This is a genomic window from Ruegeria sp. C9, from assembly GCF_056537585.1.
This window is the reverse complement of record NZ_JBQFRU010000001.1, coordinates 876,473-903,362: the sequence shown is the minus strand read 5'-3', so window position 1 is coordinate 903,362 and position 26,890 is coordinate 876,473. Positions and strand designations below refer to the sequence as shown.

The 26,890-nt window shown below is 55.1% G+C and carries 23 protein-coding genes; 7 read left to right on the top strand and 16 right to left on the bottom strand.

The features are described from left to right. Window positions 1-428: 428 nt before the first annotated feature. The 9 genes from ACR0NE_RS04125 to iolD form a co-directional block, all read right to left on the bottom strand. Window positions 429-1,976 (bottom strand): S8 family serine peptidase, encoded by a 1,548-nt coding sequence (locus tag ACR0NE_RS04125; protein ID WP_170598199.1) that lies wholly within the window; start codon window positions 1,974-1,976, stop codon window positions 429-431. A gap of 21 nt (window positions 1,977-1,997) precedes the next feature. Beyond that, window positions 1,998-3,149 (bottom strand): phosphatase PAP2 family protein, encoded by a 1,152-nt coding sequence (locus ACR0NE_RS04120; RefSeq protein ID WP_170408598.1) that lies wholly within the window; start codon window positions 3,147-3,149, stop codon window positions 1,998-2,000. A 26-nt stretch (window positions 3,150-3,175) separates the two neighbouring features. Continuing rightward, entirely contained in the window at window positions 3,176-5,362 is a 2,187-nt protein-coding gene (locus ACR0NE_RS04115) for an adenylate/guanylate cyclase domain-containing protein (protein ID WP_170598202.1), read from the bottom strand. 2,201 nt (window positions 5,363-7,563) lie between these two features. Beyond that, window positions 7,564-8,553, bottom strand: coding sequence for an inositol 2-dehydrogenase (iolG, locus tag ACR0NE_RS04110; protein WP_170598205.1), 990 nt, complete (start codon window positions 8,551-8,553; stop codon window positions 7,564-7,566). A 1-nt stretch (window position 8,554) separates the two neighbouring features. Next, entirely contained in the window at window positions 8,555-9,385 is an 831-nt protein-coding gene (locus ACR0NE_RS04105) for a class II fructose-bisphosphate aldolase (protein ID WP_170598208.1), read from the bottom strand. Further along, window positions 9,382-10,239 (bottom strand): 5-deoxy-glucuronate isomerase, encoded by an 858-nt coding sequence (locus ACR0NE_RS04100; protein ID WP_170395026.1) that lies wholly within the window; start codon window positions 10,237-10,239, stop codon window positions 9,382-9,384. The genes ACR0NE_RS04105 and ACR0NE_RS04100 overlap by 4 nt, the downstream gene beginning before the upstream one ends. Before the next feature lie 12 nt (window positions 10,240-10,251). Next, complete coding sequence (gene iolC, locus ACR0NE_RS04095) at window positions 10,252-11,229, bottom strand: 5-dehydro-2-deoxygluconokinase (protein ID WP_170598210.1); 978 nt, start codon at window positions 11,227-11,229, stop codon at window positions 10,252-10,254. After that, the gene (locus tag ACR0NE_RS04090) at window positions 11,226-12,065 is read right to left on the bottom strand and encodes a phytanoyl-CoA dioxygenase family protein (RefSeq protein ID WP_170598213.1); all 840 of its coding nucleotides are present in this window, start codon (window positions 12,063-12,065) and stop codon (window positions 11,226-11,228) included. The genes iolC and ACR0NE_RS04090 overlap by 4 nt, the downstream gene beginning before the upstream one ends. Then, on the bottom strand, window positions 12,065-13,933 hold the full coding sequence (gene iolD, locus ACR0NE_RS04085) for a 3D-(3,5/4)-trihydroxycyclohexane-1,2-dione acylhydrolase (decyclizing) (protein WP_170598216.1): 1,869 nt from the start codon (window positions 13,931-13,933) through the stop codon (window positions 12,065-12,067). Before iolD ends, ACR0NE_RS04090 begins: the two co-directional genes overlap by 1 nt. A 129-nt stretch (window positions 13,934-14,062) precedes the next feature. On the opposite strand from iolD, the gene ACR0NE_RS04080 reads away from it, so the two are divergent. The 3 genes from ACR0NE_RS04080 to ACR0NE_RS04070 are packed head-to-tail and all read left to right on the top strand — an operon-like array spanning window position 14,063 to window position 17,226. Continuing rightward, on the top strand, window positions 14,063-15,166 hold the full coding sequence (locus ACR0NE_RS04080) for a Gfo/Idh/MocA family protein (protein ID WP_170598219.1): 1,104 nt from the start codon (window positions 14,063-14,065) through the stop codon (window positions 15,164-15,166). A 19-nt stretch (window positions 15,167-15,185) separates the two neighbouring features. Continuing rightward, window positions 15,186-16,079, top strand: a complete 894-nt coding sequence (locus ACR0NE_RS04075; protein WP_170515248.1) for a sugar phosphate isomerase/epimerase family protein — start codon at window positions 15,186-15,188, stop codon at window positions 16,077-16,079. Window positions 16,080-16,092: 13 nt separating this feature from the next. Then, window positions 16,093-17,226 (top strand): Gfo/Idh/MocA family protein, encoded by a 1,134-nt coding sequence (locus tag ACR0NE_RS04070; protein WP_170598222.1) that lies wholly within the window; start codon window positions 16,093-16,095, stop codon window positions 17,224-17,226. Here the strand turns inward: ACR0NE_RS04070 and ACR0NE_RS04065 are convergent. Continuing rightward, window positions 17,223-18,227, bottom strand: a complete 1,005-nt coding sequence (locus ACR0NE_RS04065) for a LacI family DNA-binding transcriptional regulator (RefSeq protein ID WP_170598225.1) — start codon at window positions 18,225-18,227, stop codon at window positions 17,223-17,225. The genes ACR0NE_RS04070 and ACR0NE_RS04065 overlap by 4 nt on opposite strands. 187 nt (window positions 18,228-18,414) lie before the next feature. Here ACR0NE_RS04065 and ACR0NE_RS04060 point away from each other — a divergent pair, with 187 nt between their 5' ends. The 3 genes from ACR0NE_RS04060 to ACR0NE_RS04050 all read left to right on the top strand — a co-directional run bounded on the left by ACR0NE_RS04060 (window position 18,415) and on the right by ACR0NE_RS04050 (window position 21,367). Next, window positions 18,415-19,365 carry a sugar ABC transporter substrate-binding protein gene (locus ACR0NE_RS04060; protein ID WP_170395010.1) on the top strand — a complete coding sequence of 317 codons (951 nt, stop codon included), beginning with the start codon at window positions 18,415-18,417 and terminating at the stop codon, window positions 19,363-19,365. A gap of 87 nt (window positions 19,366-19,452) precedes the next feature. After that, window positions 19,453-20,577: an ABC transporter permease gene (locus ACR0NE_RS04055; RefSeq protein WP_170408588.1), complete on the top strand. Its 1,125-nt coding sequence runs from the start codon at window positions 19,453-19,455 to the stop codon at window positions 20,575-20,577. A gap of 1 nt (window position 20,578) precedes the next feature. After that, window positions 20,579-21,367 carry an ATP-binding cassette domain-containing protein gene (locus ACR0NE_RS04050; RefSeq protein WP_170395006.1) on the top strand — a complete coding sequence of 263 codons (789 nt, stop codon included), beginning with the start codon at window positions 20,579-20,581 and terminating at the stop codon, window positions 21,365-21,367. Window positions 21,368-21,403: 36 nt separating this feature from the next. Here the strand turns inward: ACR0NE_RS04050 and ACR0NE_RS04045 are convergent, their stop codons facing one another. From ACR0NE_RS04045 to ACR0NE_RS04025, 5 genes are read right to left on the bottom strand one after another with little or no spacing between them, the layout of a single operon-like run. Beyond that, the gene (locus tag ACR0NE_RS04045; protein WP_170395003.1) at window positions 21,404-21,946 is read right to left on the bottom strand and encodes a DUF3833 domain-containing protein; all 543 of its coding nucleotides are present in this window, start codon (window positions 21,944-21,946) and stop codon (window positions 21,404-21,406) included. Further along, window positions 21,943-22,560: a DUF3833 domain-containing protein gene (locus ACR0NE_RS04040; RefSeq protein WP_170598228.1), complete on the bottom strand. Its 618-nt coding sequence runs from the start codon at window positions 22,558-22,560 to the stop codon at window positions 21,943-21,945. Before ACR0NE_RS04040 ends, ACR0NE_RS04045 begins: the two co-directional genes overlap by 4 nt. Then, a complete protein-coding gene (locus ACR0NE_RS04035; protein ID WP_170598231.1) occupies window positions 22,557-23,780 on the bottom strand; it encodes an MFS transporter in 1,224 nt (407 codons plus the stop codon). The genes ACR0NE_RS04040 and ACR0NE_RS04035 overlap by 4 nt, the downstream gene beginning before the upstream one ends. After that, entirely contained in the window at window positions 23,780-24,319 is a 540-nt protein-coding gene (locus ACR0NE_RS04030; protein ID WP_170598234.1) for a hypothetical protein, read from the bottom strand. Before ACR0NE_RS04030 ends, ACR0NE_RS04035 begins: the two co-directional genes overlap by 1 nt. After that, the gene (locus ACR0NE_RS04025) at window positions 24,276-25,604 is read right to left on the bottom strand and encodes an FAD-dependent oxidoreductase (protein ID WP_170598237.1); all 1,329 of its coding nucleotides are present in this window, start codon (window positions 25,602-25,604) and stop codon (window positions 24,276-24,278) included. Before ACR0NE_RS04025 ends, ACR0NE_RS04030 begins: the two co-directional genes overlap by 44 nt. A gap of 185 nt (window positions 25,605-25,789) precedes the next feature. On the opposite strand from ACR0NE_RS04025, the gene ACR0NE_RS04020 reads away from it, so the two are divergent. Further along, on the top strand, window positions 25,790-26,515 hold the full coding sequence (locus ACR0NE_RS04020) for an SDR family NAD(P)-dependent oxidoreductase (protein ID WP_170515234.1): 726 nt from the start codon (window positions 25,790-25,792) through the stop codon (window positions 26,513-26,515). Window positions 26,516-26,517: 2 nt separating this feature from the next. Here ACR0NE_RS04020 and ACR0NE_RS04015 read toward each other — a convergent pair whose 3' ends face one another. Next, on the bottom strand, window positions 26,518-26,805 hold the full coding sequence (locus ACR0NE_RS04015) for an I78 family peptidase inhibitor (RefSeq protein ID WP_170566838.1): 288 nt from the start codon (window positions 26,803-26,805) through the stop codon (window positions 26,518-26,520). Window positions 26,806-26,890: the final 85 nt, after the last annotated feature.

Here is a 26,890-nt window from a genome sequence, read left to right as displayed (position 1 = left end):
CCTGAAGGTCGCAGGTTCAAATCCTGCTCCCGCAACCAACTCTAGAAAATCCCAGAGCAGCCCGTGCAGACTACAAACAGTCCACCGGATCAATTGCTTAACGATCAGACACTTTATCGCGCCACGCCCTTAAATCGACGCGTGATGAAGAATGGGAGAATAGGGATGACCCTGAATCTATCGCTCTACGTGCTTCTGATCTCAACCCATTAATGGCGCGATATTGGTATTCTGCACCAAGCGTTCCGATCGCTTAATGCCAATGCCGCGTTCAAACGCAGTCTGTTGGCGTGAAAGCCCAATGATCAGCTTGATCCGTCTCGCAGCAGAGACGAATCAATCCGTGCGCTTCATTCCCATATTCAATCTCCTTTGCGGCAAAATGCCTTGAAAGGAGCGGCATCAACCCATCACACGTCCTAGTTTGTTCAAACCTGTAAAAGCAGTTTTGCGACGTCCAATAGTCCTGCCTGCCCAAAAAGCTCATCAGTGCTCGGTGTAGTATATGAGTTCATGGCATCTGGCTGCAAAGATGACCCTGCATCTAACCAATACCAGTGGTCTAGATTTAGTTTATTGGTATCAGCCGAAAAACCTTCGAAAATGTTCTTGACGTCAACACCTGACACCTTTGAAGTCGACTTGCGCTGCATCATCGCGATTGCACCGGCTACCAAGGCAGCAGCACCTGATGTGCCCCCAAATTCAGCATATAATCCCGAAGGATCGTCGCGCGCACTTTCTCGTTTCTTCACGGGGCCAGCGAATGTTCCTTCCACGTAGCCCCGCGGTCCTGGAACATCCAACGAAAGTAACCGTTGTGATGCAAATGAAATTTCAGGGATATCATCATAAGGTGGTTCGCGCTTTTTGTGCACGTTCTCTACCCAGAAGTCGCCTGCTGAAGCAGCGCGACGGTCCAATCGGATTTGGTATCGGTTATATACTTCTCCGTCATCTGAAGGTGCGACTACGGTCAGATCACCCGAGTAGTTGGAATAACCCGATCGGTAGCCGTTGTAATTGACGGCGCCTACTGAAATGACACCGTTTGCGGAATTCGATGACAAACTGGCCGGGTAAATCAGTTCACTCCTGCCCTCATTACCTGCGGCGCATACAACAGGCGTCTGCTTGCTCACCCATTCTATGACTTTCTCAAGTAGAGCCCAGGCTTTTTGGATATCCAAAACATCTTCATGAACTTCTCCCGCCTTGCTTTTGTGAAGGCGGGTCTCTTCATCATCGTCAAAAGAGGTTGGATAGCCGGGCCAATACGAAGGGTCAGCGGCATCGCGCGGAAATAGAATGACATCCACACCTTTCGCTTCTGCATAAAGAAAGGCCGCTATCAGTTCTTCAGGGCTAGGAGATATTGAAGTTGTGATAGGAACTATTTTGCTTAGCGGGTCTACGCCAAAGTAAGGGGCAACATTACCCGCATTGCCGAACTGATCCAATTCATAACTGGTACCGCTCGTCAGGCCGGCACATCCAGTCCCGTGAGCGGCATACCGATCATCATAGGCATCGACGTAACGCTTGACGCCAAAACCGTTACTAATTCTGTTAATTATCTCGGTTTCTTCGGGGTCGAGACCAGGTATGACCAAAGCGCTGATTCCGGTCAAATGTTGTTCTGGTAGCTCGCGGTGTCTGTTTGCTGCAGGATATGCCGATAACTCCTCGTACTTTGCTCCATACGGGTGGCTCGCTAGATCAATTGCGTCATTCCAAATAACTTGATCTGGAGGGGGAAGGGGGGCCTCTGGCGCTTCTAAGTTTGGATGATGCCGGGCCACCCCCATATCAATGAGGCCAATTTTTACATCCCGTCCTGCAAAATCCCATTCGACACCAGTTATCGTCGGGCAAACCTCACCAGATGAGGTGCCAGTTGGTACGGAAATCGCATTGATCGCCACCAGATGCCAAAGATAGTAGTAACGTTTATATAACTCATCGCCAACAGGCATTGGCTCACCTCCCCTTTGTAGCTATCCCAGCCATTCGTCTTGGGCTTCATCCATCAATTCATCGAGAGCTTCTGTTAGATAAACCACTGTTTTCTTTGCGAGACTTCGTCCTGCAGCTGTATCACTTGGGTAGTGTAGACCTGCCCATTCTCGGTTCTCGGCAATACGCTGGGCGCGATGGAAAAGCGCTATCGTTCCCGGATGCTCGGGAACCAGCCGAGAGAACAGCTCTGCAATCGCGAATGATTGATAAGAATGGTTGGATGGATATGCAGCGTGATAGGGTACGGGGATGTAAGGACGGATAAGCGGCTGCACGATGTTTGGTCGAGGTCGGCTGAACCTATTCTTGTAAGTAAGGCCGATCTCGTTGGTGATTTCCAGCAGGATGACCATCAAGGCCTTCGTCGCATCAAATCCGCCCTGCTCGTCAATCCCTAAAGGGGTCAGGTAATCGTCAATTCCGAACTGCGCTTGTGCAACAATTTCGTCGCGACGGCGCACTTGATCTGGCTGTTTCAGTTGCTCCTGAAGCTCCAGCAGATGAGTGGTTTCGTTCAGGCTTTCATCGGGTCCTGGAGGTGGTAGAAGATCAATATTCTCCCAGATTTTCCCGAGAATACTTGTATCAATAGGAATGCCAATTTTACAGAGATCACGCATTTCGCGCCACCCAAATGAGGCATCGCTCCCACCGAAATCGAACTCAGTGCGGTTTCTGTTTCTATTTCGATTCCTATTTCTGTTTCTATTTCGATTCCTGTTTCTATTGCGGTTTCTATTTCTGTTGCGGTTCAGGGCAAAGGATGAAGACTGACCCATCGCAATTACAGCGGCTCCGAGTGCAGACCGGCTTCCAATTTCTGTGGCAACCGAATTAGCTACTTGTTCGTTCCGCTGAAGACGATCTACCAGCGTCATCTCATCAAAAAACAAATTCAATTTTTCAAGTGTTGGATCATCAATTATGTCGTCCTTGATCTCACGAATCGCATTGATGTACGCCCAGAATGTTTGCTGCTGTTCGTCATAGATTAGCGATACAAGTTCATCCCTATTTCGCTCAGGATTGTTCGCTGCGCCCAAGTTCGCCAGCTTTAAAACTTTACACGAAATCAATTCCCCACGCCGAACGAGCATACCGAAGTTGTTGAGAAAACTAACGTAATTCAATGAATCCCCCTCCCTTGATCGAAATACTAAATTTGTTTTGGCAGCCCGATACGGCTCAGACCATCCTCCATAAGTTTTGCGCTGAAGCGGGTTGGAACCGGAAACCAGTCTTCTCGAATACTTGTGAGAGACATGTCTGGCTCCAATTCGACAAGTCGATGTAACGCTTTCTCACCTTTGGTGTGATCGCCCAAGTGACCGTAAGATGCCGCCAGATAGCGCATAACTGCTTTAAACTGTGGTTGTACCGCCATTACGTTTTCGCCAAATTTGACGGCTTGTTCGAAGTCGCCATTTACCAACGAAGCTACGCAGCTTGCGCCGTCGAATAGATGACGATAAGGGCTGTGCCGTCCGATAACCCTAGCTTTGTTCGCGGCCTCCACTGCAAGCCTCGGACGATCGGTATAGCAATAGAGCATCGCAGCAGAATCCCAACACATTGCACGATATGGGCTCAGCTCCAGGGCTCTGTCAGAAAGGTCCTGAGCAATCGAAAACTCGCGGAACACGTAGGAATAGACGTGAGCGACAAGCCCTAAAACGGTCCCGTTATCTGCGTCAGCTTCGACTGCTCGCCTCGCTAGCTCTCGTGCTCTTTCTTCAAGCTCAATGTCCCACGTTCCGTAACGTTCGCCGATTTGGAACGTCGTAAAATATGCTAGCCAGGCCAAGTAAACAGGCTTGGGGTCGATTTCGTAGGCCGCCAATATGTCTGCCTGCAAATGGTCCAAACCGGGTCCGGACATTGTTAGCAAGTGATGGACTGCTGAGATCGCCGTCTTTGCAGCATGATGGGCAGCGGGGTCTCGCATATGACGCCCGTTCACCAATGCCGTGAGGAGCGCATCGGTAGCGTAGCTTACAAAAGCTGCAACGCTGGAGGTTGAGAGCCCAAGAAAGTCGCCCTGATCAGCCACCACATTCTGATTCCAAATAACTTTCCGGTCCTCGGGGCGCATTGCAGTGACAGAAACTTGAAGCATGCTTTCGCAGGCTGACGCTCTGCACTGAAGAAACAAGTCGGGACCAACACCGTGGCTGGGGCTGGAGTTGTATGGCCCGGGCACGTTCGGGGTGCGATAGTCCTGAACAATCAGGGCCTCGGTTTCCGAAAGAGATTTTGATAGCTGCTCTGCGACGATATTTGCTACGAAAGAGGCTTTTTCCGATCCCGCTCCCACATCTGAGGCTAGAAGGCCAATTACGAAATTTGTTCTCGTAGTTTCTACCCATGACGCATTAGGCGTTGGCTGAGTTGTGAGATCGGTTTTACTTACTAGATTAGCACCATCTTGGTTGATGCATCGAACCGCAGACCGTTGATGCTGGAGCCAATCCATGAAAGCAGCATTGCGGCAATTGAAACCCTCCAACAGCCTATTATTCGATAGTTCTGCTGCTGGCTCCGTTACGTCTATTTCCAATTCTTGTTGATTGAGGCAAATGAGATCTTTGTCGCGAACTACACTGATTAGGGTTGCCAAACCGGTGTGTTCATTGGTGGCGTCGACGAGCCGCTCCAATAAAGCAGACCTTTCAGAAGTAGACTGGTCCTCCCAAATAATTTCGCCAGCCCGATGCGCTGAAAAAACACCTTGAGAGCAAGCTAAGAGCGAGAGAAGCATTGTCTGCTCGTTGCTTAGGTCCAGCAAAGTGTTTTGGGAGCCCCAATACTTCGGATACCCAATCAATTCGAGACGGGCCTTTGCCAGCGACTCTTGGTCCGAAACTCTGATCACCTTGAATAACTCGAGAGAGTTTCCCAGATTTTTTAGTGTTGGGTAGCCGATGGAGACAAACCGAAAGTCGTTTCCACCCTGAAGCGAATTTCGGACCGCACTGGAGACCAGGACATCACCGGCCGATCCAGCACTTTCGATACGGGCCGCGGTGTTTACGGTATTCCCTATGATTTGGCGGTCTATTTCAAATGTATCACCAACATGTACACCGATCCTGAACCCGCGATCATAGTTTCCGACTTGTTCAGAAAGAGTTTCCTGTACCCTCAACGAGGCTTCTACCGCGACTGAAACACTTCTGAATGTCGCGCAAAAACCATCACCAGCAATACCCGTGACTTCACCTCCAAGAGCGACCACTACTTCACTGGCTAAATTCAGATCCGCGCGAATAGTGGATAGGGTTCGCATTTCAGTTTCGCGAACCGCTAACGAGTACCCACATGCATCAATGAACACGATGGCCATTAGGCGGGCTTCGGGAGTTTTAGTCTTGGAAAACTTTGTCTGGTCTACCCCATATCTTGACCTCAAAGTAAATAGATTAAACGTTTCTAATGCCTAAAATTCGACACCCTGATCGATTGTTTTAAATAAAAATAACCCCACAGTTAGGGTCAGTAGTACACTAATCTCAGTAACTCGTCGACATTAAACGCGCTCGACATTTGCATTTGAGAACGCAGGTATTTGTTAAGCTCCAGATATAAATAAATAAATTTAGTGGTGGGTGATATGAACTGATACTTTCCGGTCATTGGTAGATGTTAAAGAGGGAAAGCTTCCGCATTACTTCATAAGTGCTTGATTCCGGTGAATAAGAATGAAACGCACCGTCGCAGCGCGAGATAAGGATGCACATTAAGAGGTCAAAGAGTGAATGCCACTTGAATATCGACAAAAGGCGTTTCTTGACATCTTGTCATTGGCTTCAATTTTTGCATCAACACGTACCAAGACTTCAAGCGCTGCTAATTCATCTTTCTCTATGACAACACAACGGTAAAACCCAAGGGTCGTGTTATAATTGAATTAGATCTTTGGATTTCTACCAATTGAAGCATTGTACTATATTTCGTCAAAATGGATGCTCATCAGTTGAAGTATATTGAACTAACCTAGAACTCCCTCGTTTTTGTTTACAACAAATTTTGCTCCCAAGGTTTGATGACTTGACCCGTTCTCTGGAACGAAGGATGCGCGATGGGCACAGATGGGGAAGCAAGATGCATTCCAGTTTAAAGTGTCAGTTCAGTAGCTCGGGAAGTGCCCATCCAGTGTTGGCCGTTCAATTCGGTTGAAGCTTGATGAGGCTATCCCTCATCCAATGAGAGGTATTGTAGTTTCTGCTGAGAAGGACACCAAGCAGCGATGGTCCGCTTATCGAGCCTTCTTCATAGGTGGAGAGAGTGACGTCACAGTGTTATCTTTCGAATTCAAACTCTCATCACTGAGCACCTTCGAAGTGCAGGGTTCTCAGTGGTCCCGAGAATCTTTCCGAAACATCTTGTTTCCAATTCACGAACTAAGAGTTTCGAATTTAGCCGTGGACACATTTTTGCCATAATGCCATCCTGCCACAGTGGGCGGCATGTCTTTATTTTTAGCACTTTCTAGTTTTTCCAACTGGATTTGAGGGGGTTACCTAGTTCGATATGCCGCCCCACGAGCAGTCTTCTGATCGTCCAATGAATGAAGCGCATTTTCGGTGGCATTGATACAATGCGCGTTCAAATCTTTTGTATCGCGCATCTGGGTGTAGCTATGGTGTACCTCGACAGCGCCATTAGATTCTATGGGCGCAGTTTCAGGTATCTTTCCATTGATCGTTGCGCGCCGAATGATGTGCAATCGGCGATGCAGAGGTGCAACAGGTCAAGATAGAAATGCCATCAGAACGACCCCAACTAACGTCCTGAGAGCGGTATCTGAGCAAGTAAGCGCTGCCTGGATAGCAAGTTTCCGCAACGTAAACATAAGCTCACTTTTCGCCTTTCAAGACTTGCTCTATGCCGTGTGCAGCATTCCGGTGGGGGCCGATATGAAACTCAGTGCGTTGGAAATCCTTTGCGTCATTTTGGCGAGTATTGTGGCAGTGGCTGGTTTTGCCGGAGCCGTGAATGCGCTTGTTTCAGCGATCTAATATAGCACCGCAAAGTTGTGGAGCCTTTAGGCGCGCATTGTCGCGCTCGTGACAACTGTTCTCTCGGGGTGTCGAGGTTTGATTGTAAAGCATAGAAATTAAACAATTAAAGAAACAGCACGCACTTCTTTTTCGTTGATCGGTGACGCCGTCGTCGCACAAAGTGAACAGGTCTAAAGCCCGAAAAAAAGCCCGCCTCGTCCAAATCTCGCGGTAGCGGTATAAGACTGAAAGCGTCGCCTCACATTCCACCTAGCAGAGGGGTCGGCGAGGGGGTCGAGCCAACCCCTCTGAAGGGGATACACGGATCAGTGAAAGTGGTCCGTTGAGTTCAGGTTATGCGATGCGTGTAGGCCCGTATATTGGGGGTTCCCCGTAGTTGGGAAAATTAATCTTTCAGACACATTCCGGACATCTCGCCCAGATACCAAAACGATACGGCGCGCCTAGAAGATGTCTGATGATTTCTTGAGGGGGTACGAGTTTGGCGCGTCGTACCTTGAACCTCGATGATTTCCCAAAAACCTCAAGCGAGGCTGATAACGGTGCCCTGCTTCAAGGACGCGTCCGCCGCATCGGCCAGCAACTGAGCCCGCAGCCCATCGATGATACCTGGTGCAAGTTGTCCTGATCCGGACACAGCGGCAGTGAAATGGGCCATCTCAGCTTGATAGGCGCCTTCGTAGCGTTCAAGAAAGAAATGCTGGGCGGGGGCTTTGCGGAAACCCGACGGAGTCGCGACCTCAACCGCATTCTCCAACATGTTTTCAGCCCGCAACATACCCTTCGCGCCATGCACCTCGATGCGCTGATCATAGCCATAGCTGGCGCGGCGCGAGTTGGAGATCTGGCAAATCTTGCCACTGGCCGTCGTCAGGGTTACGGCTGCGGTGTCGACGTCTCCGGCTTTGCCGATCTCGGGATCGACGAGCGATGATCCAACAGCGTAAACGCTGATAGGTTCTTCGCCCAGTAAGAAACGTGCCATATCCAAGTCATGGATCATCATATCGCGGAACAACCCACCCGAGCTTTCGATATAGCTGATCGGTGGCGGCGAGGGGTCGCGGGACAGAATGGTAACAATTTCGACCGCGCCGATCTCACCTTCGGCGATGCGGGATTGAATATTGGCAAAGCTCGGATCAAAGCGGCGGTTGAAGGCCGTCATGAAGGGCACGCCGGTGGCTTCGACAACCTTGATGCAATCGCGGATGCGGTCAGCGGACATGTCCACCGGCTTTTCGCAGAAGATCGCTTTGCCGGCATTCGCCGCTTTATGGATCAGATCGTAATGGGTGTCGGTCGGAGTACCGATGACGACAGCATCGACATCTTTGCTTTCGATCAGTTCGTTCGCCGACAGGATCTGTGCGCCAGTTTTGTCGGCCAGCATCTGAGCCGGTTCTGTGAATGCGTCCGCCACTGCGCTCACCCGTGCGCTATCAATCTGCCCGATCGAGCGCGCATGAACCTGACCGATCCGCCCGCATCCCAATAGCCCAATATTCAGCATGTCATGCCCCTTTGAACGCTTTCAGTACTCGGCGCGTCGCCTCGACCACCGGTTCATGTGTATCTTTCAGTATTTGAACGCGGTCGAACCTGTCCGGATCGGCATTCACGGCCGTTCGCAGGGCATTCCCAAAGGCCATTCGCAGCTCGGTCCCGATGTTAAATTTGCAGATTTTCGATCCGCGCGCCAGCGTAGCACGCTGCGCAACCGGTACGCCCGAGCCGCCATGGATCACCAGAGGTATATCGGTCACGGCTTCGATGGCGCGGATACGGGCCTCGTCCAGACCGCCCTCTTTGTTCTGCTGCAAATGGACGTTGCCGACCGAGATCGCCATTGCATCCACGCCGGTCTCTCGGGCGAATTGCGCGGCTTCCTCGGGGTCGGTTCCGTCCGAACCTTCACCACCCGAATAGCCGACAAAACCGATTTCCCCCTCGCAGGAGACACCAGCGGCATGGGCCATCTCGGCAATTGCAGCGGTCTCGGCGATATTCTGTTCCAAAGGCTTGCGTGAGCCGTCAAACATGACAGAGGTGAAGCCGCTGTCGATGGCGATGTGGCATTCGTCATGGGTGTAGCCATGGTCCAGATGGGCCACGACAGGCACACTGGCCCCTTCGGCCAGATGGCGGAACATCTTGCCCAGAACCGGCAGCGGCGTGTGTTCGCGGCATGATGGGCCGGCTTGCAGGATGATCGGTACGCCTTCGGCTTCTGCAGCGGCCACGTAGGCACGCATATCCTCCCAGCCCAACGTCACCAACCCGGCCACGGCATAGCCGTCACGCAGCGCGGGTTGCAGCACGTCCGATAATGTCACAAGGCTCATTTGAACTTGGCCACCATGTCCATAATGCCCGGGATCGTATGCAGCTGGGCTGCATGGGTCGGTTGGAAATACTGCTTCAGCGAGCGCTGACTGAGCCCGCCGAGGATGGTGAAATAGTACATTTCATACCCCGGCAAAACTGCGCAGGGGTGATAGCCCTTGTCCAGCAGGATCGTCGAGCCATCCATGATGTGATAGGCATCACCCGGCTTGTTGTCTTCGCGCTGCAGCATCTGGACGCCAGAACCATAGTTGGGCCGGAAGCGGAAATTATAGGTTTCGTCATGGCGGGTTTCGATCATTTCGCCATCGTCGCTTTTGCGGTCGGTGTCATGTTTGTGGCTGGGAAAGCCGGACCAGCCGCCCTGACCCACGGTATAAAGTTCAGACACCAGCAAGCGGCCGACCTTGTCGTGATGGTTCGCGCCCAGAATGTGTTTGATTTTTCGATGGGTTTTGGTGTCGTCCGATCCATACTGCACCAAATCCAGCTCGGGTACGCGGACATCAAAGGGTTCAAGTACACGGTCGAATTTTGCGCCCGCGATGAAGGTTTCGGTTTCATCCGTCATGCAGGTTATTCGAACCTTGGCGCCGACGGGAACGTATACGCCCTCGGGCTCGCCATCCCAGACGTCGATGGTGCGGTTGCCAAGGTTGGTATAGATCGCGCCGTCCACATCGACATCCACGGTACCGGTGGCGGGCACGATGCAGGTCTCATAGCCCGGTACGGCATATTCGAACACTTCGCCCTTTTTCAGTTTGACGATGTTGAAATAGTTTAGCGGCACCAGATCATGGTCGGCATCGACGATAGGTTTGTTCTGGTTGTCATGGGGCGCAATATGCATCTGCGTCTCCTTTCAGGTATCCGTGGAGCCCGGGTGTTGGGCCAGAAATTCGTCAAGTTCGGGCGTCGTCGGCATGGCCCCGGCGCAGCCGGGTTTCGACACGACGATCGACGCGCAGGCCGAACCGCGCAGCACCGCATCGCGCAGGTCATGCCCCGCAGCGACCGAGGCCAGCAGTCCGGCCAGAAAACTGTCGCCTGCGCCGTTGGGCTTCACGGCGGTAACCGGGTAGATGCCTGTGCGGACCTCTTGCCCGTCTGCCAGCGTAATGGCCCCTTCATGGCCCATCTTGTAGATCACCATCTTGCCGTTGGCCGCCAATTCGCGGGCCTTGTCTAAACCTTTTTCGATGCCGCCCGCCATAAAGCCGAACTCTTCATCATTGCCTACGATCAGATCGCTTTCATTCCCTGCGCGGGTCAGAACCTCCGAGGCGACTTTGGGTGATGGCCAACTATAGGGGCGGTAATCGATGTCGAAAATCACCGGCAGACCTGAGGCGCGCGCATTTTCAAATGCGCGGAAGGTGGCCGAGCGTGAGGGTTCCGCAGCAAACACCGTGCCCGCCGTGATCAGGGCTGAGAAGGCGCTGTAGTCGACCTCATCCATATCCGCCTCGGTTACCTGGAAATCAGCGGCGCCGTTGCGGTAGATGACATTCTGAAAGTCTTCGATGCAACTTTCGTAGACAGCCAAGGACGTACGCGCCTCGCCACCCACAGCTCGGACATATCTCGTTTCAACGCCATAGTCCCGCAGCCGGTTCACACAGAACCGCCCCACGGCATCATCCGAGACCGAGGTGACCAGCGCCGCTTGCGATCCCAGCTTCACCAGTCCGGCGCAGATATTGGCGCTTGATCCGCCCAGATCGGCGCGAAACACTTGTGCGTCTTCGCTTTTGGTTCCGACCGGATCCGCAAACATGTCCATTCCGGCCCTGCCGAACACGGCAAAGCGGTTACCTTTTATACCTTCGATCAGAGTCACGTGCGTCCCTCGGTATTGCCTGCCCGCGCAGCATCAAGCACCTCGGGGTAGGGGTAGTTCAAACCCAACAATTGCCGCATATCCGGGCTTGCCTGATCAAGGAAGTCCTTTGGCAGCGCAGCGGGCATATCTTCCATTGGTTTGACCCATTTGGGCAGATACTGGATCAGGATCGCGCTGCGGTCGTGATCCGCTTTGTTGGGCATCGCGCAATGCCATGTCACGCCATAGAACAGAGCAACATCGCCAGGCTCACCGGTCATCTGCTCGAATTTGTCATAGAACTTGTCTTCGGGCGTGGGATAACGAAGCTCTTTCTGCGATCCGGGTACATAGCCGGTCGCGCCGCTTTCCTTGGTGAACGGGTCCAGCAAAACCGAGACCTGTGCATTCATTGGAAATGATCCATTCAGACCGACGGGATGCGTTTCGGGGCTGTGAAAGTCCCAATAGGGATAGTCGACATGCGGCTCCTGCCCCGGCCCGCCCGGCAGGATGCGATTGGCAGCGATCGAGCCCATGATGAACTCGGTCCCCAGAAACTTGCGGAGGATCTTCATCAGAACCGGATGTGCAGCCATACGTGAAAACACGTCGCCCTTGGCCAACAGGTTCCAGACCCGCCGCTGCAGGTTCAGTTTGCCATCTTCTTCCGCAGCGCCTTGGAAATGGGTCACTTTCTCGGCCGCCGTTTCGGATTCGGCCATGACGATGGCACGTGCCTCGGCGATCTCTTCAGGGGTGAAAAGGCCCGAGATTGCGACGACTCCGTCACCGTTCAGCAATTCATCCACAATGACGTCTGGGTCAGCCGTTTCTGCCTTGAACCGTTTCATCAGATGCCCTTGCGTTGTTTTTCGCGGGTCGATTCCCATTCGACATGGGCATCACGAACCCTCTCGTCAGCCGAAGTGTGGGGTGTTCCAACCTCCCACCATGCATGGCCTTCAGTGGTCCAGCCTTCATAGGCGTCCACGTCCATCACAATCACATAAGTCTTGTCGCTGGCCTTGGCGCGCTTGAACGCTTCGGCCAGTTCTGCCGGGTTCGCGACCTTTTCGCTGGTGGCCCCCATCGAGGCTGCGTGGGCCGCGAAATCAACACCAAAGGCTTCGGGGATGGTGGGGCAGTCTTCCAGCAGGTTGTTGAAGCTTTCGTTGCCTGTGTTGTTCTGCAGCTTGTTGATTACTGCAAAACCGCCATTGTCCAGCACCAGAACAATTATCTTCTTACGGCTCAGAACCGAGGAATAGATGTCCGAGTTCAGCATCAGATATGAGCCATCACCGCAGAAGGTAATCGTGTCCTTATCCGGCTCACGCTCAGATTGGGCAATGCGCGCGCCCCAAGCGCCCGCGATCTCATAGCCCATGCAGGAGAATCCGAACTCGACATCAACGGTGCCAATATCCAGCGTGCGCCAATTGGCAGTGACCTCGGCGGGCAAACCTCCGGCAGCGGCGACCACACGGTCACGCGGGTCGCAAAGCTCGTTCACAACGCCGATGGCTTGCGCGTAGGAGCTTGGGCGGTTCCCGTACGCGACATTCTCGGCCACATAGGCATCCCATTTACGCCGTTCGTCCTGCGCCAGTGAAACCCAATCGGATGCAGCCGTGTAGTCAATTGCCTGTGTTAGAGCCTGAATTGAAAGCTTGGCATCCCCAACAACTGGTAAGGACATGTGCTTACCCGCATCATGCCGCGCAGCATTGATCGAGATGAACTGAGCGTCTTTGGCAAAGGCGGTCCACGATCCGGTGGTAAAATCCTGCAGCCGCGTCCCGACGGCGACAATCACATCGGCTTGCTCTGCAATTGCGTTGGCACTGTCCGATCCAGTGACGCCGATCGGGCCAATGTTCAGCGGATGGGTCGCCAGCATATTGGCGCGGCCCGCGATGGTTTCGACGACCGGAATCTGAAACTTTTCGGCGAATTCGGTCAAATCGGTCACGGCTTTGGAATACTGCACGCCCCCTCCCGCAATGATCATCGGGCGTTTCGCGCCGGCCAAAGCGGTAGCGGCATCGGCGATTTCATTAGCATCGGGAGATTGGCGGCGAATGCGATGCACTTTTTTCTCAAAGAACTTCACCGGGTAGTCATAGGTCCAACCCTGCACATCCTGTGGCAGCCCAAGGAACGCCGGCCCGCAATCGCCCGGGTCCAGCATTGTCGCTATAGCGGCGGGCAGAGATTGAATGACCTGTGCCGGATGCGTGATGCGATCCCAATAGCGGCTGACCGGTTTGAAGGCGTCATTCACACCAAACGTCGGGTCATAGTAGTTCTCCATCTGCTGCAGAACCGGATCCGGCAAGCGGGTGATGAACGTGTCCCCGCACAACATCAGCATTGGCAGTCGGTTCGCATGGGCCAGTCCAGCAGCAGTCAACAGATTCGCAGTGCCGGGGCCTGCGCTAGCGGTGCAGAACATGAATCGCTGACGCAGCCATTGCTTGGCATAGCCCGCGGCGGCGAATCCCATGCTCTGTTCATTCTGTCCGCGATACAACGGCAGTTCATCCCGGACAGTATTCAGTGCCTCGCCTAAGCAGGTCACATTGCCATGACCAAAAATTCCGAAACCCCCGCCACATAGGCGATATTCCTGACCATCGATCTCGATGAACTGGTTCGACAGCCAGCGAATGATCGCCTGCGCCGTTGTCAGGTAAACAGTGTCGTGTTGCGCGGACATGTCTGCGGGCTCCTTTAGGAAAATTATGATGCAGTGCCGAATGCAGCTTGCGAGAGTCCTATTCTCACGATACAAGTTTTGCAACCGGTTGCAAATGGTTTTCAAGAAAAAGCGAGGGAGGACGTCGGAATGGCAGAGATCGGCATTGGCATTCTAGGCGGCGGATATATGGGCAAGGCCCATGCGGTCGCCATGTCCTCGGTTGGGGCGGTGTTCAACACGGCCTTGCGACCACGGTTAGAGATGGTGTGCGCCTCGTCACCGGAAAGCGCTGAGCGGTATCGTCAGGCCTATGGATTCGCGCGCTCGACGGATGACTGGCGTGTGTTGGTGAACGACCCGAAGGTCGAGGCCGTCGTGATCGCCACGCCTCCGGAAACACATCGCGAGATCGCTCAGGCAGCGTTTGCGCTGGGCAAACCGGTGCTGTGTGAAAAGCCTTTGGGCGCGTCTCTGGAAGATGGTGCAGCGATGTCAGCAGCGGCCGAGGCCTCGGGCTTGGCCAACATGGTTGGTTTCAACTATATCCGCACCCCGGCCAGCCAATACGCTCGCGCTCTGATAGCCGAAGGAGAGATCGGCGACATCACATGGTTTCGTGGTGAGCATACCGAAGATTTCTACGCGCACCCTCAAGCCCCGGCAACCTGGCGTACAACAGGAATGTCGAACGGAACGATGGGTGATCTTGCGCCTCATATGATCAATGCCGCACTGGCTTTGATCGGCCCGATTTCACGCGTGATGGCCGAGGTCGAAACCGTGCACAATAGCCGCCCGGGTGGCGAAGTTGACAATGACGACCACGCTCAGATGATGGTGCGGTTCGCGAACGGAGCAATGGGATCGATCTATATCAGTCGAATCGCGACTGGGCGCAAGATGGGCTATGCCTATGAGATCAGTGGCACCAATGGTGCGATCCGCTTTGATCAGGAAGACCAGAACGTTTTGTGGCTCTACCGTATGGAGGGTCCCGAAGCTGAGCGTGGCTTTCGTAAGATCCTGACCGGCCCTGCGCACCCGGACTATGAGCCGTTCTGCCAAGGGCCGGGCCATGGCACGGGCTATCAGGATCAGATCATCATCGAGGCGCGAGATTTCCTGCGCGCGATCGAGACAGGTAAACCGGTCTGGCCGACCTTCCACGACGGGCATGAGGTCAACCGGGTCGTCGCTGCGGCATTGGCATCGTCAGCGGATGAAAGCTGGAAAAATATCGAAGATTTCTGAGCATCGGAGACAAGACAAGATGAGCATCAGAATTGGCAATGCGCCCTGTTCCTGGGGCGTGGAATTTGCGCAGGACCCGCGCAATCCGCATTGGAAAACCGTTCTCAGCGAATGCGCTGCGGCCGGGTATAAGGGTATCGAATTGGGCCCGGTGGGCTTCATGCCCGAAGACCCTGCGGTGCTGGCCGATGCGCTGGCCGAGCATGATCTTGAACTGATCGGCGGCGTTGTGTTCCGCAACTATCACGACCCCGACGCGTGGGAAGACGTGCTGGACGCCACCCACCGCACCGCTCGCGCATTGAAAGCGCATGGGGCGCAGCACATGGTGCTGATCGATGCGATCTCACCCCGCCGCGCGCCAACCGCTGGTCGCGCCGATGAGGCTGAGCAGATGGACAAGGCCGAGTGGACGGCGTTCCGGGATCGGATTTCTGAAAGCGCGCGGATCGGGTCCGAGGAATACGGGCTGACCGTTGGGATGCACGCTCATGCTGCGGGCTTCATGGACTTTGAACCTGAACTTATCCGTTTGCTGGACGAGGTCGATGAAAGCCTTCTTAAAATTTGCTTCGATACGGGGCATCACTCTTATGCCGGGTTCGATCCGGTCGGCTTCATGAAGCGCTACGTTGATCGGATCTCGTACATGCACTTCAAGGATATCTCTCCGACAGTGAAAGCGGATGTAATTGCCAATCGGACGGGCTTCTATGATGCTTGCGGGCAGGGGATTTTCTGCAATCTGGGCGACGGCGACGTGGACTTTCCGACCGTTCGCCAGGTGCTGCTGGACGCTGGTTTCACAGGATGGTGCACGGTCGAGCAGGATTGCGACCCAACGCTCGACCCTGATCCTGTAGGGGACGCGCGGAAGAATCGTGAATACCTTGAATCAATTGGTTTCAGTTAAGGAGGTCCAGACCATGACCAAGCTGAAATGGGGCATGATCGGAGGCGGCGAAGGTAGCCAGATCGGACCGGCGCACCGGTTGGGGGCGCTGGCGGACGGGCATTTCCAATTCACCGCCGGAGCGCTGGATCACAGGCCTGACATTGGTCGCGAATACGCCCAACGATTGGGTATCGCGGCAGACCGAGCCTACGGCGACTGGACCGAGATGCTGGAAGGTGAGCGCGGGCGCGAGGATCGGATTGATCTGGTCACAGTAGCCACTCCAAATGCGACGCATTTCGAGATCACCAAAGCCTACCTTGAGGCCGGGTTCAACGTGCTGTGCGAAAAGCCCATGACCATGACGGTGGAAGAGGGCGAAGAGATTATCAAAGTCGCCGAGAAATCAGGGAAGATTTGCGCGGTAAACTACTGTTACTCGGCTTATCCGATGGTGCGTCAGGCTCGCGCGATGGTGCGCGCAGGTGAGATCGGCAAAATCCGTCTGGTCGTTACCAATTTCAGTCACGGCCATCACGGAGACGCCACTGATGCTGACAATCCACGCGTGCGCTGGCGCTATGATCCTGCGATGGCGGGTGTTTCCGGGCAGTTCGCTGATTGCGGTATCCACGCGATGCACATGGCCGGATTCATTGCGGATGATGAGGTTGAGACCCTGTCTGCAGATTTTGCTTCAACCATTGGCAGCCGTGAACTTGAAGATGATGCCATGGTCAACTTCCGCACGACAAAAGGCGCTGTTGGCCGGTTGTGGACCTCTTCGGTCGCCATCGGTCGGCAGCACGGGTTCGACATTCAGGTGTTCGGAGAAACCGGCGGTCTTCGATGGGCGTCGGAGCAGCCGAACCAGCTTATCTACACGCCTGTTGGTGGTCGCCTGCAGATCATAGAAAAAGGCGAAGGCGGGCTGCATGAAGACGCGCAACGACTCAGCCGGGTGGCGATTGCGCATCCCGAAGGGTTCCCGTTGGCGGTTGCGAATATCTATTGCGATCTCGCAGATGCTATTGCCGGGGAAACCCGCGACGGCTTGCCCAATGCGGCCGACGGCGTGCGGTCGATGGCGGCTGTGCATACAGCGGTCGAGTCGGCGAAACAGGGCAGCGCGTGGATGGATGCCCGGCCGCCGATGTTTCGTTAACTCTCAGATACGGGGCGCAATGTGCCCCGTTCCACCACCGAGCATGGGAATATCCGTGCCTCCGGATATCGGTCGGGTTCGTTCAGGGTTGCCACCATCAGCTCGATCGAAGAACTCACGATTTGCCGGATCGGCTGATGGATGGTGGTGAGATCAATATTCTCCCACCGTGCCATTTCCATGTCGTTCAGGCCGATGATGCCGATGTCTTCGGGCACCTTTAGGCCACTATCCAGAATTGCGGACAACACCCCGATGGACAACACGTCATCACCGCAGAAATATGCATCAGCCCGCTCAGATTGCAGCAAGCGTAGCATTTCCTGACGACCTGCATCGAATGAGTAAGCCTCAGCAAACGAGCAGGTCACATCAATGCTAGGATGCCGGGCCATCTCTGACATGAAGCCCGCATGGCGATCCTGAGTCGAGGTCGCCGCTTCGGGTCCGCCTAGAAAGGCTACTTTCGTGTAACCACGCGCGACCAGCTCGCGGGCCGCCATGCGTCCGCATTCCACATTGTCGATCCCGACCACATGAACCTGCGGTGAAGAGGATGACCGGCCAAAGCTGTGCACCACTGGTACGCCAGCATCCCGAAACGCTTTTGCGAACCCGGGCGGCAAGGTCGACGACGCTACGACAACGCCATCGACCGAATATTGGCGCAGCATTCGTACCGAATTTTCGGGTTCAACCTCGTCGGTCAGATTCACCAGCAACGGGCGCAGGCCTCGGTCCTGCAGCCCCCTGGTAAAGAGGTCGAAAACTTCAAGAAATATCGGGTTGTGGAAGTTGTTCGAGACCAGACCGATCAGCTTAGTTCGGCCTGTGGTCAGAGATGAAGCCAGTGCATTTGGGCTGTATCCCAGCTCACGCGCGGCCTTCTCGACTTTTCGGCGCATCTTGTAGGATACCGAGGCCCCATCGGTGAAAGTGCGCGACACCGCCGAACGTGAAACGCCGGCGCGTTCTGCAACCTCTTTCAATGTGACAGCCATGATCCGTCTGACCTTCCTGCGTTTAGTGGCAGTCCTTTTACCTGTATTCTCTGGCAGATACAGTATGAAACACATCTGACACCGTTTGCAACCGGTTGCAAAATTTTGGCAGATATGCTCTAACTCGAGTCGGAGAGGTGCGAAGGACTGCCTCAATCCGCGATAACATGAGTTTTGGGAGGACATCATGACTTCACTGACGAAGAAGTTGGCGCTGGCGGCGGCGGTAGCTGCGACGCCTCTGATCGCAGCCACGGGCGCTGCGGCGGAAGGTGAGAAATACATTCTGGTCAGCCACGCGCCAGACAGCGATAGCTGGTGGAACACGATCAAGAACGGCATCGCGCTGGCAGGCGACCAGATGGGTGTCGAAGTCGAATACCGCAATCCGCCCACTGGCGACCTTGCTGATATGGCGCGGATTATCGATCAGGCGGCTGCTTCGGGTCCGAACGGGATCATTACCACGTTGGCGGATTATGATGTGCTGAGCGGACCGATCAAATCAGCGGTCGATGCGGGCGTTGATGTCATCATCATGAACACTGGTACGCCGGATCAGGCCCGGGAAGTTGGTGCCCTGATGTATGTGGGTCAGCCCGAATATGATGCCGGATTTGCTGCAGGCCAGCGCGCCAAGGGTGACGGCATCGGCTCGTTCCTTTGTGTGAACCACTATATCGTTCAGCCCTCAAGCCAGGAACGTTGTCAGGGCTTTGCAGACGGCTTGGGCATTGAACTGGGGGATCAGATGATCGACGCCGGCCAGGACCCAGCCGAGATCAAGAACCGCGTGCTGGCCTATCTGTCGGCGAACCCGGATACTGATGCGGTTCTGACACTGGGTCCAACCTCGGCTGATCCGACAATTCTGGCGCTGGAAGAAAATGGTATGGCCGGTGACATCTATTTCGGCACCTTCGATCTGGGTGGTGAGATTGTCAAAGGCATCAAGTCTGGCGTGATCCAGTGGGGAATTGATCAGCAGCCCTTCCTGCAGGCTTACCTGCCGGTTGTTGTGATGACCAACTACCACCGCTATGGCGTTTTGCCGGGCAACAATATCAATTCGGGTCCCGGCTTCGTAACTGCTGATGGTCTGACCAAGATCGAAGAATTTGCTGGCGAGTACCGCTGATTCTTACAGCGCGGGCGCCCCGCCAAAGCGGCGCCCGCCAACAACTATCTGACGCAAAATCACTGCTTAACTCGGAGGGGCGTTCTAATGAGCGAGTCTGCTCAAAACACGGCTGTAACCGACGAACGGATTAAAGAAATATCGCCGCTGCGCAAGGCCTTGATCCGGCCTGAACTCGGCGGGATGGTCGGCACCGTTGCCGTCTTCACCTTCTTCCTTTTGTTCGCTTTCGACAGCGGCATGTTCAATGCACAGGGCATGATGAACTGGTCGGTTGTCTCGGCACAGTTCATGATCATCGCCGTGGGTGCCTGCCTTCTGATGATCGCGGGTGAGTTTGACCTGTCAGTCGGGTCGATGATCGGCTTTTCGGGCATGATGATCGCAATTTTCTCGGTCACGCTGGCGTGGCCGGTCTGGATGGCGATTCTCGTCACGTTTGCAATGGCGGTGGCAATCGGCGCGCTGAACGGTTGGATCGTGATCCGGACTGGTTTGCCCAGCTTTATCGTAACGCTGGCCTTTCTGTTCATTTTGCGCGGCTTTACAATCTTCCTGCCGCAGGTGATCGAGCGCAAAACTATTATCGGCGGTGTGAAAGACGCAGCCGAAGGCGATTGGCTGGCGCCGATCTTTGGTGGTAAAATTTTGCAGGGATTGTTCCAATGGCTCGGGGATGCCGGGATCATCGCCGTATTCGAGCGTGGCACCCGCGCCGGTCAGCCAGTTGTGGATGGTATTCCAATGCTGATCGTCTGGGCGATCGCACTGATCATCTTTGGTCACGTGCTGCTGACCAAAACGCGGTTCGGCAACTGGATCTTCGCCTCGGGCGGGGATGCTGAGGCGGCGCGCAACTCGGGTGTGCCTGTGAACCGGGTCAAGATTCTGATGTTTATGTTCACGGCCTTCTGCGCCACCGTCTTTGCGGTCTGTCAGGTGATGGAGTTCGGATCGGCTGGTGCTGACCGGGGTTTGCTGAAAGAGTTCGAGGCGATCATCGCCGTGGTCATCGGCGGCGCGCTTCTGACCGGAGGATACGGCTCGGTACTGGGCGCGGCGCTGGGCGCGTTGATCTTTGGCGTGGTGCAACAGGGGTTGTTCTTTGCCGGTGTCGAAAGCTCGCTGTTCCGGGTCTTCCTAGGGGTGATCCTGCTTGGGGCTGTGATCCTCAACACCTATATCCGCCGCATCATCACGGGGGAGCGTTGATATGAATCCCGAACATGAACCCATCATCCAGATGAAAAACATCGAAAAGCACTTCGGCAGCGTGATCGCGCTGGCGGGTGTCTCGGTGGACGTGTTCCCCGGTGAATGCCACTGCCTTCTCGGCGACAACGGTGCGGGCAAGTCGACCTTCATCAAAACCATGTCGGGCGTGCACCAGCCTACGCACGGAGAGATTCTGTTCGAAGGCCACCCCATGCATTTCGCCGACCCGCGTGATGCCATCGAGGCCGGGATCGCAACCGTACACCAGCATCTGGCCATGATCCCGCTGATGTCGGTCTCGCGCAATTTCTTCATGGGCAATGAGCCGGTAAAGAAGGTCGGACCTCTTCACTTTTTTGATCATGACTATGCCAACAAGGTCACGATGGAAGAGATGAAGAAAATGGGGATCAACTTGCGCGGCCCTGATCAGGCGGTGGGCACGCTGTCAGGTGGTGAACGCCAGACCGTCGCCATCGCGCGGGCGGTGCATTTCGGGGCGAAGGTTCTGATCTTGGATGAACCGACCTCGGCCCTTGGGGTGCGCCAAACAGCCAACGTTCTGGCGACCATCGACAAGGTGCGCAAGCAGGGTATTGCAGTGGTCTTTATTACTCATAACGTCCGCCATGCGTTGGCAGTGGGGGACCGGTTCACGGTACTCAACCGCGGTCAAACGCTGGGTACGGCGCAGCGTGGCCAGATCACCCCGGAAGAGCTGCAGGACCTGATGGCCGGTGGTCAGGAGATGGTCGAGCTTGAAGGCAGTCTGGGCGGAACCGTCTGATACTTTTTTGCCCCGCTGGCTGTGCTGGCGGGGTGACTACTTCTTCTCGAAGTACAATATGACTTCACCCAGCCTTACGCCAAAACGCGAAACATAGGCTCGGTTCAATAACCGGTCATCCGACAACAACCACATCCAGTCATCAAAATTGACACGCATGGTGCCGTCTTTGACGGGCAGGTCGATTTTGTACTTCCAGTTAAACGTATCGCCCCTTTCGACCCCACTGGCTGTGCCCAGCACACCGGGAGCGGTGCCGGTCCAGGTGTCATCGCCGGTCTTAGTCAGGGTCCAGATCCGTTGTTCGGTCGCACCATCGTCATAGACGAAATCTTCGACAAGCGTCAGAGTCTCTCCGTCCCATGTGCCGTCAATATCGACCTGGAAGCGACGCGGGACATTACCTAGTACATCCTGAAACTGACCATAAGCGACAGTCTTACCTTCGAAGAACTCTTCAAGGTTCAGCTGACGATCTGACAGAAACGATTTTGGTATACGCGGTTTGGCCGAGCATGCGGCGAGGATGGCCAACCCCGCGATCGCGACACCTGCAATAAGGGTACGGCGGGCGATCATTGCAAAACCCTCAGCTCAGAGTCTGTATCGTGGCCGTTTGCACCATGCAGATGGGTGGATTTCACTTCAGGCGCAGGGCGCATCGTGGCGACCAGCTCGGCCACCTTGATCCCGAATTTTCGCATCTCGGACCGGTTCATGATTACACCGTTCTCCGTCAGATACATCCAGTCGGTCACATCCAGTGTATGCCCGCCCGCGTCCTCGGGCAGGATGATGCGATAGGTCAGCTTGACGGTTGAGCCCGAAATCACGCCTTTGCCCTCGCCGACAATATCGTCAGCTGTTGCGGTGAAAGTGTTGCCCGTGCCCAACGTCAGATGCCATTTGCGGGTCATCTGTTTGCCGTTGGAATAGGTGAAATACTCGGACAGCGTACCGGTATTGCCGTCCCATTCGCCCACCATGCGTGCGACAAAGCTGTTCGACATCTTGCCGTTGGGGCCATAGATCAATCCTTCGGACAGGATTTCGCCATTCAGGTTCTCTTTGAGTGAAAACTCAGGTCCGGTTCCGCTGTAGTCGGAGGGTGATTGCGAGCGGAAACTGAGGAACCGGTTCTTCACAGCAAACAGCGCAAAAATCGCAAGCAGACAGATCAGGAGCGTTTTCATTTGGCAGAGACCTCTGTCGGGAGGGTCAGGACCATGCCAAACGCTCCGAGTTTCAAAATGCAGGGCAGCACCGCATAGGCGAGGGTGAGTGTATTCAAAGCCTCGGCAGAATTGGCCTGTCCAGGTGTAAAGCCGCTGCGTTCCAGTAGCGGCAGTGTGAAAAAGGCGGCCAGAGCTAGACCCAGCTTGCCTGCGAAGGACCAGATGCCGAACGCAGCAGATGCGTTCAGCCCGGCCCGGGTCAGAACGACCGAGAACATTGCTGGCAGGACAACCATGTCCGCCCCAAGCGCCGCGCCGGATGCGAGGCATATGATGGCGAAACCGACGAGATTCCCAGGGGCTAGAAGAGCGGCCCCGACAAAGCCGAGAATGGCCAGCGGCATGGCGATCATCAGAGTCTGTTTCGGGCCAATCCGATTGCTGAGCCTGGCCCAGAACGGAACGCTGAGCCCGGCGCTGAGGAAGAACAGGATCAGCAATGGCCCCGCTTTGCCCGGCAGTTGCAGCCGATCTTCAACAAAGAACAGAAACAGGGTCGAGGTGATGGCGACGGGCAGGCTGTTGACCAACGCAAGGGCAAGCAGACGTAAAGCCCCAGCCTGTCCTAGGCCTGCAAAGGACAGCCCTTGACCGGTGATCGGCGTGCGTCGCCACATTGGCAGGGTAACAGCCAGAGTCACAACGCTCAGAAGCCCGAGAAACATTCCAAAGGCCGGATACCCCTGCGCGGCTGCGCCAAGCGCCACGAACACAGCGGGTGCTGCGGCTGCTATGATAACTCCGGTCAGTTGTCCGCCTTCGCGGAAGGCGGCCAGTGTCATCAGTTCCTTCGCGCTAGCCTGTTTCGCCAGCGTGGCGCTGCGGCCGTAAAGCAAGATGGTCCCAAGGCTGTAGGCCGAGAATAACAGGATCAGAATAGACACTAATGCGGCGATACTTACCCCTTCTGGCAAACCAAACAGCAATGGAAATCCAATTGCGAGACCCAGCGCAGCGGCGGCGGCAAATAACATCTGCCCACCGGGCCAGCGATCAATGGCCCAGCCAATCAGTGGATCTTGCACCAGGTCGACCAGCCGGATGACCAGCAGAATGGTGCCAATGACCCCCAGCCCGATACCGAGATTCACGGCGGCAAAGCGCGGCAGGTGGATGTAAAGCGGGATACCTGCTGCAGCAAGCATCAGCGCATAGAGGCTGACACGCGGGTACAGCATCACTGCCCCTTCAACTGCTGTGTGAACGAGGCGGATCGTGTATTGTTACCCAGAAAAATTGACATGAAGCTGCGTGTGATACCCGGATTTGTCAGAGTGCAGGTTTTGCTTCCGTTGCGCCAGAAGCTGACGCTGTTGGGGCCTTGCGCGATGGCCAGATAGCTATCGCCTTTGCTGACCGCCTGAAAACAGCTCTGCAATTGGGCTTCCGTCGGCGCAGAATTGCCTTGTCGGGCCATCTCTTCCAGGGTCGACTCGACCAGCGCTTTTTGTTTCAGGTTTTTCCGATAGGTCAATTGTAGGCCGAAATTCTCGTTCCAGCTGAATGCGGCACCGCCGGGCGTGTAAAGCTTGGCGTCATAGAGCGGCAGCCCCAGAAAACGGAATGTCCCGGTGCCGCGCAGCTTAGGGTCTTTGATTGCATCCGACAAAGGCGAAGCCGCCAGTCCGCCGGGGACCATCAGCGCCAGTGACAGCAGCGCAGCGCAACAGGTTCTATACGCTGGCCGAAACAGCGAGGTCCGTTTCAGGGATACCATTGTCAGCTCCGATGCTCTGCGGGATGGCGGTGAGGCGCTCGACAACATGCATTGCGCTGGCAATCCCGTCTTCGTGGAAACCATGCCGGTTATACGCCCCGGCAAACCAGGTTCGGTTCTGTCCCTGCATCTCGCGGATTTGCCCTTGCGCGCGCAGGGCGGCTTTGTCGAACACCGGATGGGCGAACTCGACCTCGTCATAGATTTTGTCCGCTGGAATGTCTGATGCGGCGTTCAGGGTCACAAACAGCGGGTCACTGTCGGGGATATTCTGAAGCCGATTCATCCAATATGTGACCCCAACATTGCCCTTTTGCGATCGATAGGTCCAACTGGACCAGCAAGCACGCCGCCTGGGCATTTGGCGGGGATCACAGTGCAGGATAGCTTTGTTCGGTTGATATCTAATCGCGCCGAGCGCCGCTTTTTCCACTTCGGTCGCTGCATCGCCCAGAATGGCGAGGGACTGATCGGAGTGGGTGGCTAGGATGATCTCATCAAACAGATCGGCGTCGCCGCCGGCATGCACCGTGACACCCAGATCGTGCCGTTCGATCCGCTGAACGGGCGAGGCCACACGAATGTCGGCCCCCCGCGTACGCAGAGCGGCCTCGATCCGGCGGACATATTCGATGCTGCCGCCTTTCACGGTGTACCACTGGTGCTGATTGGCACGGCCCGAGGCCAGCAGCGCGTGATTGCGGAAGAACTGCACCAGCGAGCGGGCTGGGAACTGATCGACGAACTCGACCGGAGTTGACCAGATCGCGCCGCACATCGGCATCAGATAATTGTGCCGGAACCAGTGGCCGAGACGCAGTTGATCCACAAGCTCACCGATCGTGGTGTCGTCGTCCTGCGCGGCTTCGGGGGCCTCTTTGCCAAACCGCAGGATATCGGCGATCATCTTGTAATAGGCTGGACGCGCGAGGTTGCGTTTCTGCGCGGTCAAAGTGCGCAGATTGTTCAACCCATATTCGATGCGGCCATTGTCGATAGTTGCACCAAAGCTCATCTCACTTTTGGTAACTGGCACGTTCAGCTCATCAAACAGCCGGGTCAAATAGGGGTATGTGACATAGTTGAAGACAATGAAACCGGTATCTACCGGCTGATCTCCGTTCTTTCCGGCCATCACCGTGCGGGCGTGGCCGCCCAGTCTGGGCTCAGCCTCGAACACGGTTATTTCGTTGTCCTCGGAAAGGTAATAAGCTGCGGAGAGACCTGAAATGCCTGCGCCTATGACAGCGATTTTCTTGCGTACGCCCCGGGTTTCGTCGAACATTCCATCCTCGTTATTCGGTATTTACAACAAGATACGCAGGGAATGAGCCTTTGGATCAACCGCATTAGAAGTTTTTTTCCGACGCGCTATGTAGTGTTATCTGGCCGAATGCTACGAGCGCTGGGCGTGATCCATTGCTGCTGTCAGAACGTATTCGACCCAGTAGTACGAAAAAAGACTTACGCATGAGCAGTTTTGACGGAAAAACCTATTGGATCATTGGCGCCAGCGAAGGGCTGGGCCGTTGCTTGGCCGAAAAGCTGAGCCGCGAAGGCGCGCATCTGATCCTTTCTGCTCGCAATGCCGAGCGATTGGATGAAATCTGTGGCACCTTGCCTAATGCACGTGCAGTACCGATGGATGTGACTGATCTCGACACTGTGCGCCGCGCTGTGGTGGAGGCTGGCTCAATTGACGCGCTTGTCTACAACGCAGGCGCCTATGAGCCGATCAGTACGTCAGATTGGGACACCGATGCCGCCTTGGCGATCAGCGATGTGAACTATTCCGGTGCGCTTCGGGTGTTGGGTGAAACCGTCCCAGGATTTGTGGGCTCAGGCAGTGGTGATATCACGCTGATCGGGTCGCTTGCCGGGTATCATGGGCTTCCCAATGCGATCTCGTACGGGGCCAGCAAGGCTGCGCTGATCTCGCTGGCCGAGACCATGCGGCACGATCTGGCAGGGTCAGGCGTGACGGTGCGCATTGTCAATCCGGGGTTCATCAAGACCCGTCTGACCGACAAGAACAGTTTCAAAATGCCGATGCTGATGACACCCGAAGATGCGGCCGATCGCGTAGTGCGCGCCATGTCCCGTCGCCGGTTTCGAACCGATTTCCCGGCACCGTTCTCATGGGTTGTGCGCCTGATCGATTATTTGCCCGATATTCTGGTGTACCGGGGAAAGTGACCCTATCCGCAAGTAAGCCTCTGAATTGTGCCTGCGCCGTTCACATAAACGTTCAGCCGGTCGATGCGATAATCCTGCGTGGCAATATCATCCGGGCCCAGAACGCGCGACCGTTCAGGCAATTGGGCTTGTATGGTTGAAACCGGCTCACCAATGGTGTTCGCAAACGGTTCTCCCTTGCAAAATGCAAGATCAACCGGTGCCTCCGCTAGTTCAAGCGCCGCGTCCTGCGGTGCAGAGGTCTCAGAACATGCGGTCAGAAGAATTAGGATCGGAAATAAACGGTACATTGGCGCAGGGCTTTCTGGTGATGTCGTTTCTGAAATATCAAAGATTTAGCCAACCTGTCATGAAAGCGCAGTTGAAAAAACCCTG

Coding starts and splice junctions, on each gene's coding strand:
- ACR0NE_RS04125 (WP_170598199.1), bottom strand. CDS start 1,976: ATGCCTGTTGGCGATGAGTTATATAAACGTTACTACTATCTTTGGCAT.
- ACR0NE_RS04115 (WP_170598202.1), bottom strand. CDS start 5,362: ATGGCCATCGTGTTCATTGATGCATGTGGGTACTCGTTAGCGGTTCGC.
- iolG (WP_170598205.1), bottom strand. CDS start 8,553: ATGCTGAATATTGGGCTATTGGGATGCGGGCGGATCGGTCAGGTTCAT.
- ACR0NE_RS04105 (WP_170598208.1), bottom strand. CDS start 9,385: ATGAGCCTTGTGACATTATCGGACGTGCTGCAACCCGCGCTGCGTGAC.
- ACR0NE_RS04100 (WP_170395026.1), bottom strand. CDS start 10,239: ATGCATATTGCGCCCCATGACAACCAGAACAAACCTATCGTCGATGCC.
- ACR0NE_RS04090 (WP_170598213.1), bottom strand. CDS start 12,065: ATGAAACGGTTCAAGGCAGAAACGGCTGACCCAGACGTCATTGTGGAT.
- iolD (WP_170598216.1), bottom strand. CDS start 13,933: ATGTCCGCGCAACACGACACTGTTTACCTGACAACGGCGCAGGCGATC.
- ACR0NE_RS04080 (WP_170598219.1), top strand. CDS start 14,063: ATGGCAGAGATCGGCATTGGCATTCTAGGCGGCGGATATATGGGCAAG.
- ACR0NE_RS04075 (WP_170515248.1), top strand. CDS start 15,186: ATGAGCATCAGAATTGGCAATGCGCCCTGTTCCTGGGGCGTGGAATTT.
- ACR0NE_RS04070 (WP_170598222.1), top strand. CDS start 16,093: ATGACCAAGCTGAAATGGGGCATGATCGGAGGCGGCGAAGGTAGCCAG.
- ACR0NE_RS04065 (WP_170598225.1), bottom strand. CDS start 18,227: ATGGCTGTCACATTGAAAGAGGTTGCAGAACGCGCCGGCGTTTCACGT.
- ACR0NE_RS04060 (WP_170395010.1), top strand. CDS start 18,415: ATGACTTCACTGACGAAGAAGTTGGCGCTGGCGGCGGCGGTAGCTGCG.
- ACR0NE_RS04055 (WP_170408588.1), top strand. CDS start 19,453: ATGAGCGAGTCTGCTCAAAACACGGCTGTAACCGACGAACGGATTAAA.
- ACR0NE_RS04050 (WP_170395006.1), top strand. CDS start 20,579: ATGAATCCCGAACATGAACCCATCATCCAGATGAAAAACATCGAAAAG.
- ACR0NE_RS04045 (WP_170395003.1), bottom strand. CDS start 21,946: ATGATCGCCCGCCGTACCCTTATTGCAGGTGTCGCGATCGCGGGGTTG.
- ACR0NE_RS04040 (WP_170598228.1), bottom strand. CDS start 22,560: ATGAAAACGCTCCTGATCTGTCTGCTTGCGATTTTTGCGCTGTTTGCT.
- ACR0NE_RS04035 (WP_170598231.1), bottom strand. CDS start 23,780: ATGCTGTACCCGCGTGTCAGCCTCTATGCGCTGATGCTTGCTGCAGCA.
- ACR0NE_RS04030 (WP_170598234.1), bottom strand. CDS start 24,319: ATGGTATCCCTGAAACGGACCTCGCTGTTTCGGCCAGCGTATAGAACC.
- ACR0NE_RS04025 (WP_170598237.1), bottom strand. CDS start 25,604: ATGTTCGACGAAACCCGGGGCGTACGCAAGAAAATCGCTGTCATAGGC.
- ACR0NE_RS04020 (WP_170515234.1), top strand. CDS start 25,790: ATGAGCAGTTTTGACGGAAAAACCTATTGGATCATTGGCGCCAGCGAA.
- ACR0NE_RS04015 (WP_170566838.1), bottom strand. CDS start 26,805: ATGTACCGTTTATTTCCGATCCTAATTCTTCTGACCGCATGTTCTGAG.